We start from the raw sequence: 14602 nt of genomic DNA on the forward strand, positions 1-14602 counted from the left end.
AAAATATTTACTACCTTGTAAGGAGTTAGAATGGAAATAGGAATCGTTGGGCTTCCTAATGTAGGAAAGTCAACACTTTTTAACGCATTAACTGGCGCAGGCGTTGCCGCCGAAAATTTTCCGTTTACAACAATTGAGCCAAACATTGGAATTGTGCCTCTGGCAGATGAGAGGTTGATGCATCTGGCTAAAGAATTTCAGAGTGCGAAAATCACACCTAGTGGAATTCGATTTGTTGATATTGCTGGTATTGTCAAAGGGGCAAGCCAAGGAGAAGGTTTAGGAAATAAGTTTTTGGGTAATATTCGCAGCGTGGATGCAATATGTCATGTGGTTCGCTGTTTTCATGATGAGAATATTGTCAACGCTACCGGAGATTTGAATCCAATTCATGCAGCAGAAACGATTGAAACTGAGCTATTGCTGGCAGATTTGCAACAAGCAGAGAAGGCTTATCAGCGATTGATTAAGGTAGCAAAATCTGGAGATCAAAACGCGAAAGATAAGGTGGAAGCTTTAGATATTGCAATTAAAGGTTTCAATGATGGACAATCGGCGCGTTCGCTTAATCTTCCTGATGATGTTATTGGAGAGTTTCAATTTCTAACGATGAAGCCAATTTTATATGTAGCTAATACATCCGAAGGAGATCCTTGCGATGATATGCTTAAGCCTTTAAGAGAATTGGCAGAAAAGGAAAAGACGCAAGTCATTGTTTTGTCAACAAAGCTTGAAGCCGAAATTTTAGAGTTGCCACAAGAAGAGCGAGAGAGTTATTATGAAGATGCCGGTATCACATCGCCGGGATTGGCAAAGCTTGCAAAGGCAGGCCAAGAACTTCTTGATTTGATTTGTTTTTTTACAGCGGGAGAAAAAGAATCGCGGGCTTGGTTAGTTTCTGAGGGGACTAAGGCGCCGCAAGCTGCTGGAAAAATTCATACTGACATTGAGCGAGGTTTTATTCGTGCAGAAATTTTCAAATATGATGATTTAAAACGCGAAGGTAATTATGAAACGGTTAAGCAAAAAAATCTTGTTACTTTGGAAGGTAAAGAATACGTTATGAAAGATGGGGATGTGGCTCATTTTCGGTTTAGCGTATAACTTAAGGAAATCCCGATACCCTTTGGGTACGGGATAAATTCGGACTAATAATTTACGAGCGCTTCGCTCTACAAATTATGTCCTCATTTAGGAGGGAAAGATGAAAAAGATTTTATTAATTTCTGTTATATTTGTTTTTTGTGCGTTTTCTTTAGCGCAGGCTCAGACTGTAACAAAATCTACTATCGATGATCAAATAGGCGTTGAGGTGACGGTTTATAATTCAAACGTTGGGCTTGTTAAAGATACGCGTAAAGTTAATCTTTCAACCGGAAAAGAAAACGAACTTCAGTTTATGGATGTGGCGGCTTCTATTATGCCGGTGACGGTTCATGCTAAATCTCTAAACGCACCGGACAAGTTTATGGTTTTAGAGCAGAATTATGAATACGATTTGATGAATAGCACAAAGCTTTTGGATAAATTTGTTGGTAAGAAAATTAAGCTGATGGAAAATAATCAGTATCAGGATCGTAAGAGCATTGTTGAGGCAACACTTTTGAGTAATAACAACGGTCAGATTTATAAAGTCGGCGATGAAATTTATTTGGGTTATCCTGGCTATCAAGTATTGCCAAAAATTCCAGAAAATCTTATTGCCAAGCCAACTCTAACGTGGATGTATGCTTCTAGCGTGAGGGCTCACGATCTTCAGGTTTCTTATTTGACAAATCAGATTAATTGGAAAGCAGACTATGTTTTGATTCTCGATAAAGCTGATGTAAAAGCAGATCTCTCGGGCTGGGTAACCATCGACAATAAAAGCGGCACTGCTTATAATAATGCTAAGCTCAAGCTTGTTGCTGGTGATGTTAATCGCGTTCAGCAAAATCAGGGGCGTGGAATGCGATATAAAAACGAAGCATTAATGATGGATTCTATTATGGAAGCACCGCAATTTCAAGAACAGGCATTTTTTGAATATCATATTTATGATTTGCAGCGGCAAACCGATATTAAGGATAATCAAACAAAACAAATTAGTTTGTTGGAAGCCAATGGGTTTAACATTACGAAAGAGTTTTTAGTTTATGGTGAGCAAGGATATTACACGCGTCAATATCGAGAAGAGATTCCAAAACAGAAAGCCAAGGTTTTTGTAAAATTTAAGAATGAAGAAAAGAACAATCTTGGGCTTCCGTTGCCCGCTGGAATAATGCGCCTTTATAAGCAAGACGATAAAGGTTCTTTGCAATTTATTGGTGAAGATCGCATTGATCATATGCCGAAAGATGAAGAAGTTAAAATTAAAGTTGGAGAGGCATTTGATGTTGTTGTTGAGCGTAAACAGATCGACTACAAACAGATTACGAGAACGCTTTATGAAACAGAATGGGAAATCACCGTTCGTAATCATAAAAAAGAAGAGATAACCGTTGGGCTTATTGAGCCGCTTTATGGTAACTGGACGATGCTTTCAAGTAGCCATCAATACGAGAAGATAGGAGCCTTTACGGCACGTTTTGATGTTAGAGTTCCTAAAGACGGCGAAGTTACTGTTAAATATCGGATTCGCGTTGGAATTTAATAGAGGTTTTTCGTCTTTAAGGAGTTATTTATAGCGAGGAAGATTTATGAAAAAATTTAAGATTTTTTTTAATTGGCAGGTTTGGTTTGGTATTAGCCTTTTGATGTTTTCGGCTTTCGTTTATTATATTCATTATCTGATTTTTCATGATGCGCATCATATTTTTATTTATTTGATCGGCGATATTGCGTTTGTTTTTATTGAGGTTTTGCTTGTTACGCTTATTTTGCATCAAGTTTTAAGCCGAAGAGAAAAACGTTTGATGCTTAATAAGCTAAACATGTTGATTGGAATATTTTTTAGCGAAGTTGGCACAGAGCTTTTGAGAAAATTTATAGCGCTAGACAAAGAGTCTCAAGAAATAAGTGATAAGCTTTCTTCTGCAAGCAACCGGACGCTTAAGGAGTTTTCTTTAGCGGTTGATAATTTAAAGCACTGCCATCACGACATCGATATAACAACAGAGAGCTTAGTTGAAATAAAAAAACTTTTGGCCTCCAAACGTGATTTTTTGGCAAATCTCTTGGCTAACCCCAATATGTTAGAACATGATGCATTTACAGGTCTTTTGTGGTCTGTTTTTCATTTAATGGAAGAATTGTTGCAGCGAAAAGATCTTGCATTGTTGCCAAAGGCAGATTATGCGCATATTGCGTCTGACATTGACCGCGTGTATCGTTATTTAGTTTCTGAGTGGATTGAGTACATGAAGCATCTTAAAAAATCGTATCCATACTTGTTTTCATTGGCGTTAAGAGCGAATCCATTTGATCCAAATCCATGCGTTGAAATAACATAGAATACAGATGGAAATTATTTCTGTTAAAATTATATTTCTTGACAGATATCTTTAAAAAGAGGTAGAATAAATTTGCCACGGGGGATAAAAAATGTGTAAAATACCACTAGAAGAACTTTTAAAAGATAAAAGAGTTGTCGAGGAAATTCAACGCCATCAATGGTTTGAGAGTGAAAAGAAGGGGCGCGATATTGGATTTAATGCGGCCGCCAAAGATTGGCATAAGCGATTTGCTCAAGAATGGCTTAGATATCACGATTTAGAGATCCCTGCGTAATTTTCAGGTCCTGTTTTGTTTTTCACTTATACCCCTCAAAATAATTTGAAGAAAATTTAGTAAAAGCCATTTTTTATACGCAATGGTTCAATATCCATATTAGTATTAATAATTATAAAGGAATTAAAATGTCATTGAAACTAGAAAAGCTTAAGAAATTTAAAGGACGCCCAGGGCCTCTTTTGTTTATTATTATGGATGGTGTTGGAATTGGAAAACAAGATGAAACGGATGGTGTTTTTAGCGCAAAAACACCATGTTTGGATCAGCTTTTTAAGAGTGATCTTTTTACGACACTTCAGGCTCATGGAACTGCCGTAGGACTTCCAACGGATGATGATATGGGAAATAGTGAAGTTGGTCATAATGCGCTTGGTGCAGGCAGAGTGTTTGAGCAGGGAGCAAAATTGGTTGATGCGTCTATTGAAACAGGAGAAATCTTTAAAACTCCTATTTGGGAGAAATTGACAAAGAATCCATCTGAGGATAAGAGCACAATTCATCTTGTTGGCCTTCTTTCCGACGGTAATGTGCATTCTCACATCAAGCATTTTTTTGCGTTAATTAAGCAATGTGCAAAACAGAATGTTAAAAAGCTTCGATTGCATATTTTGTTGGATGGGCGTGATGTTGGAGAAAAAACCGCATTGGGATATGTTCAGAAAACCGAAGAGCTTTTAAGAACAATTAATGATGAATTTGGGTTTGATTATTGCATCGCCTCTGGCGGAGGACGGATGATTACAACAATGGATCGTTATGCTGCTGATTGGAGCGTTGTTAAAAGAGGGTGGGATGCCCATGTGCTCGGTAAAGCTCGTATGTTTGAATCAGCGACTCAAGCTATTCAGACGTATTATGATGAGGATCCAAAAATTACGGATCAGTATTTAGAGTCATTTGTTGTTGCAAAAGACGGGAATCCAGTTGGGAAAATTAATGATGGAGATTCAGTTGTATTTTTAAATTTTAGAGGAGATAGAGCTATTGAGCTGTCGCGTGCTTTTGATGAAAAAGATTTTAGCGAATTTGATCGAGAATATTATCCGAATGTGATATTTGCTGGAATGATGGAATATGATGGAGATCTCAAAGTTCCCAAGAATTATTTGGTGAATCCTCCTAAAATTGATCGAACGATTGGCGAATATCTTTGTGATGAAGGTATCAAATCTTTTGCGCTTTCAGAAACGCAAAAGTATGGTCATGTGACATATTTTTGGAATGGAAATAAATCTGGATATATCAATGAGCAAATGGAGAAATATATCGAGATTCCATCTGATAAAGTTCGCTTTGAGCAAGCGCCTAAAATGAAAGTTTATGAAATCACTGAAAAAGCGATCGAGCTTTTGAAAAGCGGTGAATATAAGTTTGGACGTATTAATTTTCCAAATGGAGATATGGTCGGACACACGGGTGTCGTTGATGCCATCAAGGTGTCAATGGAAGCTTTAGATGAATGTGTTTGTAAGCTTATCAAGACCGTGAGTTCTCTTGGTGGGATCACGGTTGTATCCGCCGATCACGGGAATGCAGACGAGATGTTTACGGAAAAAAATGGAAAGCACTCTGTTAAGACTGCGCACACATTAAATCCTGTGCCATTTATTATCGTTGATTCTGCATATGACGGTGAATATAAGATGGCAGATCTTGATAAGCGGGGACTGTCAAATGTGGCGGCAACACTGCTTAATTTTCTTGGGTTTAATGCGCCAAAGGACTATGATTCGTCTTTGATTTCGGTTGAATAGTGCTATGCGATAAATTTAATAATTCTCTTTAAACAGCGCCAGTATAAATATATACTAGAAATAAATGCATTACACCTATTATGACTAAAAAGAAGCCTGAACTTCATGATGAGAAATTTCGATTAATTTTTGAGCATTCTCCAGTCTCAATTTGGGAAGAAGATTTTTCGTGTTTTATTGAGTTACGAGATCAACTCAAAGAGCAAGGTGTTGTTAATTATCATAAATATTTAAGTCAACATCCCAGCGTTGCCGCTAAGGCATTTCAGAGTATCAAAGTTTGTGATGCTAACAGGGCCGCGCTTAAGCTTCATGGTTCTAAGAGCAAAGAGGAGCTTATTAAGCATTTTGGGCAAACATTTACTAGGGATGACATAAAAGTTTTAATTGAACAATTTGTTTCTTTGATTAGCGGCGAGAGGATTTTTGAATCGGAGTTTTCGACCAAGGCAGCGAATGGAAAACGCCGCGATTTATGGCTGCGGGCTGCTGTTCCTAATGAGTATGAAGAAACTTTGTCTAGAGTCATTATTACAATTGAAGATATTACAGCGCGCAAAAAGAAAGAAAATTATTTAAAGCGTATTGCGCAAGAAGATAGTTTGACAGGTTTGTTGAATCATAAAACGATTACAAAGCGTGTTGATGAAGAGCTTAATCGATGCCGTCGCTATAATGCGCCAATGGCTTGTTTGATGGTTGACATTGATCATTTTAAGCCCATTAATGATAATTTTGGACATCAAATCGGGGATCGTATGCTTAAGCAGATTGCAGGTTTTCTAAATAAGCTTTTACGAAATACGGATCTTTTGGGCAGGTACGGAGGAGATGAATTTTTAATTATTTTAACAGGAACAGAGCAATCCGGGGCCATTGTGGCCGCAGAGCGCATTAGAGAGACAATTGCTAATAAGCAGTTTAAGCTTAACATTAAGAGTTCAATTAAGACGACTTTAAGTATTGGAGCAACATCTTATCCTGCTAATCAAGCAAAAACGACTAAAGAATTTATTCATTGTGCTGATAAAGCATTGTATCAGGCTAAGGCAGATGGCCGAAATTGTGTTCATTTTTCATAAATATTCAATATTTCAAGGATTTATATAAAACTTGACTATTATATATATAAATAGTATAATGTCCAAAATTTACGTCAGTTGATAATAACGAAGAAGGAGGAAAAGGAATTGGTTTTATTGAAAGAAAAGAAAACAGAGGTAATTGATAATTTTAAAGTTCATGCGAAAGATACAGGATCTTCAGTGGTTCAGGTCGCAATCTTAACTGAAAGAATTAATGATCTTGCAGAGCATTTAAAAGTTCATAAAAAAGATTTTCATTCTCGCCGTGGTCTTTTGGTTATGATTGGTGCCAGAAGACGCCATTTGGCTTATTTAAAGAAAAAAAATCCCCTAAAATACGAAGAAACAATAAAGAAGCTTAATTTACGTAAGTGAGGTTAGTTAATGAATATTGAACGCATTGAGGTTCCTTTTGGGGATCAAAATATTATTATTGAGACTGGAAAATTAGCGAAACAGGCTAACGGAGCTGTTACGGTGACATGCGGAGGAACCGTTGTTTTAGTTACGGCATGTATGGCAAAAGAAGCCCAAGAAGGCGCAGGTTTTTTTCCATTAACAGTTGAGTACAAAGAAAAGACATATGCTGCTGGACGAATTCCAGGAGGATTTTTTAAGCGAGAAGGACGTCCATCAGAAAGCGAGATTTTAATTTCTCGAATTATTGATAGGCCGATTCGACCGCTTTTCCCAAAAGGATTTTTTAACTGTGTTCAGGTTGTTGCTTTAGTTTTAAGTAGCGATTGTGAAAATGCACCAGACATTCTTGCCTTAATGGGAGCTTCTGTGGCTTTATCTATTTCGGATATTCCATTTGAAGGGCCGATTGGCGCTGTTCGTGTTGGATTAGTTGACGATGAATTTATCTTGAATCCAACAAATACGCAAAGAGAAGGTAGTCCTTTGGATTTACTGATTGTTGGATCAGATGATGGTATTGTCATGATTGAAGGCGAGTCCTCAGAAGTTGCTGAGGATGTTGTTGTTAAAGGCATCGCTTTTGGTGCCGAGAAGCTAAAGAACTTGATTGCTGTCCAAAAGGAATTGGTTCGTAATATTGGAATGCCAAAAGCAGAGGTTGTTCTTCAAGAAGTCAATCCTGGATTAGTTAAAAAGGTCAAAGAGCTTGCTTCAAAGAAGATTTCTGAGATTTATAAAATTGCAGAAAAAGAGGACCGTCAAACAGGTATTGATGCTTTAGCGAAAGAGTTGACTAAAGATTTGTCGATTTTTGATGAGTTTAAACCTGAGAAAAAGAACGAAGTTTCTATTTCTGATATTAAAATGGCGCTTGAGCAAATCGAAGAAGAAGAATTGAGACGTATTGCTCTAGAAGAAAACAGGCGAATTGATGGACGCGCTATGGACGAAGTTAGGCCGATTGATTGCGAAGTTACGATTATGCCTCGTACGCACGGTTCAGCATTGTTTACTAGAGGTCAAACTCAAAGCTTATCAATCGCAACGCTTGGGACGCGTAGTGATGAGCAGATGATTGATGCGCTAGAAGGAAAGACTAATAAATCATTTATGTTGCATTATAATTTTCCTTCGTTTAGTGTTGGTGAAACTCGTCCAATGCGTGGACCGGGTCGCCGAGAGATTGGTCATGGCGCCTTAGCTGAGAAAGCATTGTGCGCGATTATGCCAACAAAAGAAGAATTTCCTTATACTGTCCGCGTTGTTTCTGAGGTTCTTGAATCTAATGGTTCTTCTAGTATGGCGACTGTTTGTGCTGGAACGCTTTGTTTGATGGATGCAGGTGTTCCGATTAAAGATCCGGTTGCTGGAATTTCCGTTGGACTTATTACAGGTCAGGGTAAAGAAGTTTTACTAACTGATATTCTTGGTGTTGAAGATCATTTTGGGGATATGGATTTTAAAGTTGCAGGTACACGTAAAGGTGTTACAGCGATTCAACTTGATCTTAAGATCAAAGGAATTAGCGTTGAACTTTTATCAAAAGCGGTTGAGCAATCAAAAAAAGCTCGTTTTGAAATTCTCGATAAAATGCATGCGGCATTGCCATCTCCTAGAGAAGCTGTTTCTGAATATGCTCCTCAGATTATTGAGCTGCATATTGATCCTTCGAAGATTGGTGAAGTTATTGGACCTGGAGGAAGAGTTATTAAGAAAATTATTGCAGATACTGAAGCAGCGATTGATATTGATGATACAGGCACTGTTTTGGTTTCATCGCCAAACAAAGCTGCTTGTGATAAAGCCGTTGCTATTATCAAAGGTATTGTAGAAGAACCTGAAATAGGAAGAATCTACGATGCTGAAGTTAAGAAAATTATGAATTTTGGTGTTTTCTGTGAATTTATGCCTGGCAAGGATGGCTTGGTTCATGTTTCTGAGTTGTCGAGTGAATACATCAAAGACATTGAGTCAGCTGTTAAGGTTGGCGATAAGTTCAAGGTTAAAGTTATTAAAATAGATGAACAGAAGCGTGTAAATTTAAGCAAAAAACAAGCTGAATGAAATCTCAGTATGTTAACGAGATAAAAGGTGTTGTCATTCTGGCTATGGCGTTAATTCTCCTGGCCAGTTTGATTTCTTTCGATCCTGCGGATCTTCCGTGGTATACATCTCATCCGAACGTTCCCGTTCACAATCTTATTCAAATTTTTGGTGCGTATTTAGCCGGAGCATTACTATTTGTTATTGGTTATAGTGCATATTTTATCGCGATTTTTTTATTTTTTTGGAGTTGGAATAAATTTGCAAATCGTGAAATGCAATTTTCAGCTTCAAAGTTAATTAGTTTTGGCGTTATTTTTGTTGTCTTGAGCTCTTTGTTCAGTCTTATCGGTGCACAAGCGCAAGATATGCGTTTTGCACGTTCTGGTATTACTGGTATTTTTGTTTCGAATTTTCTTGTAAAATATTTTGGTTTGGTTGGTTCTTATATTATTTTGGGCGCCCTTACGGTTTTGACTTCTATTGTGATTGGAGAGTTTTTAATCTATCCATTTATTTTAAAAGTAATTGAGGGGGGTAAAGAGGCGTTTGCATTTTTAAAAGAAAGACGTCAGGCAAAAAAAGAAGAAAAAGAAGAAAGTCTGACAACCCGTCTTCGAGAAAAAGCAAAAGAAAAAATGCTTCAAGCTAAAAAAGCGCTTATAAAGGCTGAATCGAAAAAACAAAACAATGATGAAGAACTAGAAGATGATAAGGAAGGCTTATCAATAGCTCAGAAGCCAAGAATTCGCATTGCGAAACCAGAACCTTCAAAGGCAGCTGTTGTAGCTGTGCAGGAGCCTCGTCATGTTGGTGAATATAATTTGCCAAGTGTAGATTTGTTAAAAGATCCACCGGCTATTTCGTCTCAAAAGCAAGAGGAAGATTTGTCAGGCGGGGCAAAAGTTTTAGAAGAAACGCTTGCTCAGTTTGGTGTTTCTGTTCGGGTTGTTGATATTGAGCAAGGGCCGGTGATTACGCGTTACGAACTTGAGCCTTCACCAGGCGTTAAGGTGCAAAAGATCACAACGCTTTCTGACGATATTTCGCTTGCTATGAAAGCGCCTTCGATTCGCATTTTAGCTCCAATTCCAGGAAAAAATCGTGTTGGGATTGAAATTCCAAATATTTCTTCAGCTACTGTATATTTGAAGGAAGTTTTGTCGCAACAAAACTTTATTTCATCGAAACATCGCTTAACGCTTGCGCTTGGAAAAGATACAGCTGGAAAGTCTATGGTTGCAGATTTAGCTGACATGCCGCATCTTTTGATTGCGGGAACAACCGGGTCTGGTAAAACAGTTTGTTTAAATAGTATTATTTTATCAATGCTTTATAAATATGGGCCTGATCAAATAAAATTTTTAATGGTTGATCCAAAAATGGTTGAGTTAAGCCAGTATAATCCTATTCCTCATTGTTTGTGCCCAGCTGTGACAAATCCGAAGAAAGTAACTGCAGCGCTTCATTGGGTTGTTGGTGAGATGGAGACGCGTTATTCGCAGCTTTCAAAAACAGGGTCACGTAATATTGTTGATTATCATAAAAAAGGCAATGGTATGCCGTATATCATTGTTGTTATTGATGAGCTTGCGGATTTGATGCAGATTTGCCCAAAAGAAGTCGAGAGTGCGATTACACGGTTGGCGCAATTGTCACGGGCGGTCGGGATTCATTTAATTTTGGCGACTCAGAGGCCGTCGGTGGATGTTATTACGGGCGTTATTAAAGCAAATTTTCCAGCGCGCATTTCTTTTAAGGTTGCATCAAAGATTGATTCGCGGACTGTTTTAGATATGAATGGAGCTGAGAGCTTAATTGGAAAAGGAGACATGCTTTTTTTAAAGCCTGGCGAAGCAAAACCCATTCGAGGACAATGCTGCTATGTTTCAGATGATGAGATTTCAAATGTTATTGATTTTATTAAAGTTCAGCAAGAGCCTGTTTATGATGACAGTATTATTGCGAAGCAAAAAACTTCTGCAACGGGTGCATCAGAACAGAAAGATGAGCTTTATGATGAGGCTGTGCGTTTGGTGATTGAAACAAATCAAGCATCTGTTTCAATTTTGCAGCGACGTATGCGTTTAGGATATACACGGGCGGCAAGATTAATTGATATGATGGAACAAGAGGGAATTGTCGGCCCATATTGTGGAAGCAAGCCTCGAGAGATTCTTGTGAATCGTGAGGACTGGTTAATGAAAGACATGGAAGAAAATACGGAGAGTGATAATGGATGATCGTGCCCAAAAAGGTTTGATTTTAAAAGAAGCGAGAGAGTCAAGAGGGATTGCTATTGAGACAGTCCATGAAGCAACAAAGGTCCCCTTAGATGCGCTTAAAGCTATTGAAGAGGGGTATCGTGTTCGAAGCATGACAGATTTTTATTATCGAGCATTTATTAAGCTTTATGCGAATTATTTAGGAATTGATATTAGGAGAATTTTAGAGGATTATCATCCTGAAAAAATTCCAGAACCGACATCCTTTCATCGAGGAAAGAATTTCTGGGAAGGAGAAGAGTCAAATATTTTTACACCGAATGTTATTCGCAACATTGTTAAAACTGTTGTTGTTATTTTTGGACTTTTTGTTGTTTTTCGCATTGGAGGCTGTATTTTTAATCGAAAACCTCAAGTGGATTCTAAAAAGACAACAAAGGAAAGAGTTGTTAAGAAAAAACCGGTGGTGGCTGTTGCCTCGAAACCTGTTGTTGATAAAGTTAATCCAGAAGAAAAGGTTTCTAGCGTTTCTGAAAAAAAAGTTAATTTGGTCGTTCGTGCTAAAAAGAAGACGTGGTTGCGCGTATCAGCAGATGGAAGCGAAGTTTTTCGATCTTCATTGTCGAAGGGTGCTGTTGAGTCTTGGAATGCGAAAGAAAGAATTGAATTATCTGGAAAAAATTTGCTAGGTCTTGAATTAGAACTAAACGGAAAAGCAATCAGTTCTTTAACTGATGGCAATCGAGGAATTAATAAAATTATCATAACGCCTAGTGGTTTTACGGTTGAAGAATAATATCTAATCTAATCGTGCAATTTTCAAAAATCCCAATTGTTAATCAAATCCCAAAGTCTTCTAGTGTACGGCTTATTAATTTGGGCTGTGCGCGGAATTTAGTCGATTCCCAGATTATATTAGGCCGGCTTAAGAAAAAAAATCATGCGATTGTCCATAGCCAAAAAGCAGATGTTGTTATTTTAAACACATGTGCTTTTATTGAAACGGCAAAAAAAGAAACAATTGATTTAATCTTAGAGCTCATTGATTTAAAGAAAAGCGGCATTATTAAAAGAATTGCCGTTGTTGGATGTTTTCCAGAGCGTTATCCAAAGCAAATGCGTAAAGAGTTTAAGGAAGTAGATTTCATCGACGGTGTATTGAGTTTGGAGAAAGAGGAGAATGAAAAGAAGGTTGTTCTGACACCAAAATCTTATGTGTATTTGAAAATTTGTGAAAGTTGTTATAATCTTTGCCATTTTTGTGTGATTCCTAAAATTAAAGGAAAGTTTGTTTCGCGTTCGATAGAATCAATCACAAGAGAAGCAAAACGGCTTGATCGAAAAAAGATCAAAGAAATAAATATTATTGGCCAAGATATTACTGCCTATGGGCTTGATCTATACAAACACAAAGCCCTTGTTGACTTGCTTAAGAGTTTGTTAAAAAATACAAGTCAGATTAAATGGTTTCGGCTGTTGTATGCATATCCTTCGCATGTCACAGATGAGTTGCTTGATTTGATGCAGAGCCAAAAGCGTATTTGTCAATATCTAGATATTCCTTTGCAGCATGTAAATGATAAAATTTTACGAGACATGAATCGGCATTTCTTTAAAAAAGAAATTATTGCTTTGATCAAGAAAATTCGTAATAAAATGCCTGAATGTTGCTTGCGAACTTCTTTTATTGTTGGCTATCCGGGCGAGACTGAGGCTCAGTTTAAGGAATTATGCGCATTTGTTCGAAAGTTTCAGTTTGATCGATTAGGTGTCTTCATGTATTCAAGAGAAGAGGGCACTAAAGCTGCTTGTTTGCCAAATCAGATTTCAGAGGATGTCAAACAAAGACGATATGACACCTTGATGAAAATTCAGCAGGGGATTTCAACGTCTAAGCTCAGGCGTTTTATCGGCAAGAAACTTTTTGTTGTTGTTGACGAAGAAATAAAGAATGAAAAGGGATTATATGTCGGTCGTAGTCAATATGATGCGCCTGAAGTCGATGGTGTTATTTATATTGAGACGCGAAAGAAGCTAAAATCTGGTGATTTTTTTAAGGTTGAAATAATAGACAGTTATGAGTATGATTTATTAGGGAAGCCTTGCTAGAGAGTAAAATTTTTAGTAAAACAAATAGTGGCAAGACTTAGGAGTAAAATAAATGAACCTTGCAAACAAAATAACGATATCACGTATTTTTCTAACATTTTTGTTTATTTTTTTTATCGGGCAGGAAAGTTTAATTTTTGCTATTTTGGCAACGGTGACATTTGCTTTGGCATCGCTGACGGATTATTATGATGGGTATGTTGCTAAGAAGTATAATCTAGTTAGCGATTTTGGAAAATTAATGGATCCGATTGCAGATAAATTCTTGATGTTAGCTGCTTTTCTTGCTTTTGTTCGTATGAATATTGTCATTGATTGGATGGTTGTTTTAATTTTGGGTCGAGAAATTCTTGTGACTGGATTAAGAATTTTTGCTTTAACGAAGCAAAAAGTGTTGGCTGCGGAAAGAGGGGGAAAGCACAAAACGGTTTCGCAAGTAGTTGCTATTTTTATTATTTTAGGATTTATTATTTTTAAACGATTGGTTACTATTATTTCTGGCTGGTCTGAAGATATTGAATTTTGGTGGAAGGTTGGAATCAACATCTCGATGCTCATCACGGTTGCATTAACGTTGATTTCTGGACTTTCTTATTTTTGGCGAAACCGTAATTTAATAAAAACACAATGAAAAATATATTGATAAAGACAGTTTCAACTTTCTTTGGGATTGGCTATGTTCCTGTTGCTCCAGGGAGCGCTGCTAGCGTAGTCGCTGGTGTTATGTGTTTTTTGCTTTTTAATAATATGTATCTTTATATTTTTGTTTTTTTTGTTGTGACTATTTGCGGTTTTCTCATTTCTGGAAAAATGGAGGATATTGTTAAGGAAAAAGATCCTTCTTGTGTTGTGATCGATGAGGTTTCTGGAATGATGATTACTTTTTTTATGTTGCCTAGAACTTGGCCTGTGTTGATTACGGCATTTTTTCTGTTTCGTGCATTTGATATGTTTAAAATTTATCCTGTGAGTTATTTTGAGAAAAAACCAGGCGGTATTGGTATTATGATGGATGATGTTGCCGCAGGGCTTTATGCAAATATTGTTATGCAAATCTCTTTGTTTATTTTTAGGTCAAATTAATTTTTAGTAATTTTTAAGGAAGTCCTGACGCGCTTTCACGCGCGGGATAAAGTTCAAGAATCTAAACGTTCAATATCCCGACGCGCTTTCACGCTCGGGATAAATTCGCCCCTGATGCTTTGTTTTGCAAGCAAAGTGAAGCAAAAAAGCAGAGGCTCATTTAAGGAGGTAT

The 14602-nt window shown here is 37.3% G+C and carries 13 protein-coding genes; all 13 read left to right on the forward strand.

The window, feature by feature from the left end:
• Nucleotides 1-30 precede the first annotated feature (30 nt).
• The 13 genes from ychF to PHY73_02840 all read left to right on the forward strand — a co-directional run bounded on the left by ychF (nucleotide 31) and on the right by PHY73_02840 (nucleotide 14430).
• Nucleotides 31-1104 (forward strand): redox-regulated ATPase YchF, encoded by a 1074-nt coding sequence (gene ychF / locus PHY73_02780; protein MDD3374632.1) that lies wholly within the window; start codon nucleotides 31-33, stop codon nucleotides 1102-1104.
• 100 nt (nucleotides 1105-1204) lie between these two features.
• Nucleotides 1205-2632: a DUF4139 domain-containing protein gene (locus PHY73_02785; protein MDD3374633.1), complete on the forward strand. Its 1428-nt coding sequence runs from the start codon at nucleotides 1205-1207 to the stop codon at nucleotides 2630-2632.
• 46 nt (nucleotides 2633-2678) lie between these two features.
• Nucleotides 2679-3431, forward strand: coding sequence for a hypothetical protein (locus tag PHY73_02790; GenBank protein ID MDD3374634.1), 753 nt, complete (start codon nucleotides 2679-2681; stop codon nucleotides 3429-3431).
• 91 nt (nucleotides 3432-3522) lie between these two features.
• Nucleotides 3523-3708: a DUF4032 domain-containing protein gene (locus PHY73_02795; GenBank protein MDD3374635.1), complete on the forward strand. Its 186-nt coding sequence runs from the start codon at nucleotides 3523-3525 to the stop codon at nucleotides 3706-3708.
• Between the two features lie 128 nt (nucleotides 3709-3836).
• Nucleotides 3837-5465, forward strand: a complete 1629-nt coding sequence (gpmI, locus tag PHY73_02800; protein MDD3374636.1) for a 2,3-bisphosphoglycerate-independent phosphoglycerate mutase — start codon at nucleotides 3837-3839, stop codon at nucleotides 5463-5465.
• A gap of 80 nt (nucleotides 5466-5545) precedes the next feature.
• Nucleotides 5546-6547, forward strand: coding sequence for a sensor domain-containing diguanylate cyclase (locus PHY73_02805; GenBank protein MDD3374637.1), 1002 nt, complete (start codon nucleotides 5546-5548; stop codon nucleotides 6545-6547).
• A 108-nt stretch (nucleotides 6548-6655) separates the two neighbouring features.
• A complete protein-coding gene (gene rpsO, locus PHY73_02810) occupies nucleotides 6656-6925 on the forward strand; it encodes a 30S ribosomal protein S15 (protein ID MDD3374638.1) in 270 nt (89 codons plus the stop codon).
• Nucleotides 6926-6934: 9 nt separating this feature from the next.
• Nucleotides 6935-9034, forward strand: coding sequence for a polyribonucleotide nucleotidyltransferase (gene pnp / locus PHY73_02815; GenBank protein MDD3374639.1), 2100 nt, complete (start codon nucleotides 6935-6937; stop codon nucleotides 9032-9034).
• Nucleotides 9031-11256 carry a DNA translocase FtsK gene (locus PHY73_02820; GenBank protein ID MDD3374640.1) on the forward strand — a complete coding sequence of 742 codons (2226 nt, stop codon included), beginning with the start codon at nucleotides 9031-9033 and terminating at the stop codon, nucleotides 11254-11256. Before pnp ends, PHY73_02820 begins: the two co-directional genes overlap by 4 nt.
• Nucleotides 11249-12034: a DUF4115 domain-containing protein gene (locus PHY73_02825; GenBank protein ID MDD3374641.1), complete on the forward strand. Its 786-nt coding sequence runs from the start codon at nucleotides 11249-11251 to the stop codon at nucleotides 12032-12034. The genes PHY73_02820 and PHY73_02825 overlap by 8 nt, the downstream gene beginning before the upstream one ends.
• A 14-nt stretch (nucleotides 12035-12048) precedes the next feature.
• Nucleotides 12049-13347: a 30S ribosomal protein S12 methylthiotransferase RimO gene (gene rimO / locus PHY73_02830; GenBank protein ID MDD3374642.1), complete on the forward strand. Its 1299-nt coding sequence runs from the start codon at nucleotides 12049-12051 to the stop codon at nucleotides 13345-13347.
• A gap of 52 nt (nucleotides 13348-13399) precedes the next feature.
• Nucleotides 13400-13978 (forward strand): CDP-diacylglycerol--glycerol-3-phosphate 3-phosphatidyltransferase, encoded by a 579-nt coding sequence (pgsA, locus tag PHY73_02835; protein MDD3374643.1) that lies wholly within the window; start codon nucleotides 13400-13402, stop codon nucleotides 13976-13978.
• Nucleotides 13975-14430: a phosphatidylglycerophosphatase A gene (locus PHY73_02840; protein ID MDD3374644.1), complete on the forward strand. Its 456-nt coding sequence runs from the start codon at nucleotides 13975-13977 to the stop codon at nucleotides 14428-14430. Before pgsA ends, PHY73_02840 begins: the two co-directional genes overlap by 4 nt.
• The last annotated feature ends 172 nt before the right edge of the window (nucleotides 14431-14602 follow it).

It is taken from the genome of Candidatus Omnitrophota bacterium, assembly GCA_028693815.1.
Classification (GTDB): Bacteria; Omnitrophota; Gorgyraeia; order Zapsychrales; family Aceulaceae; genus Aceula.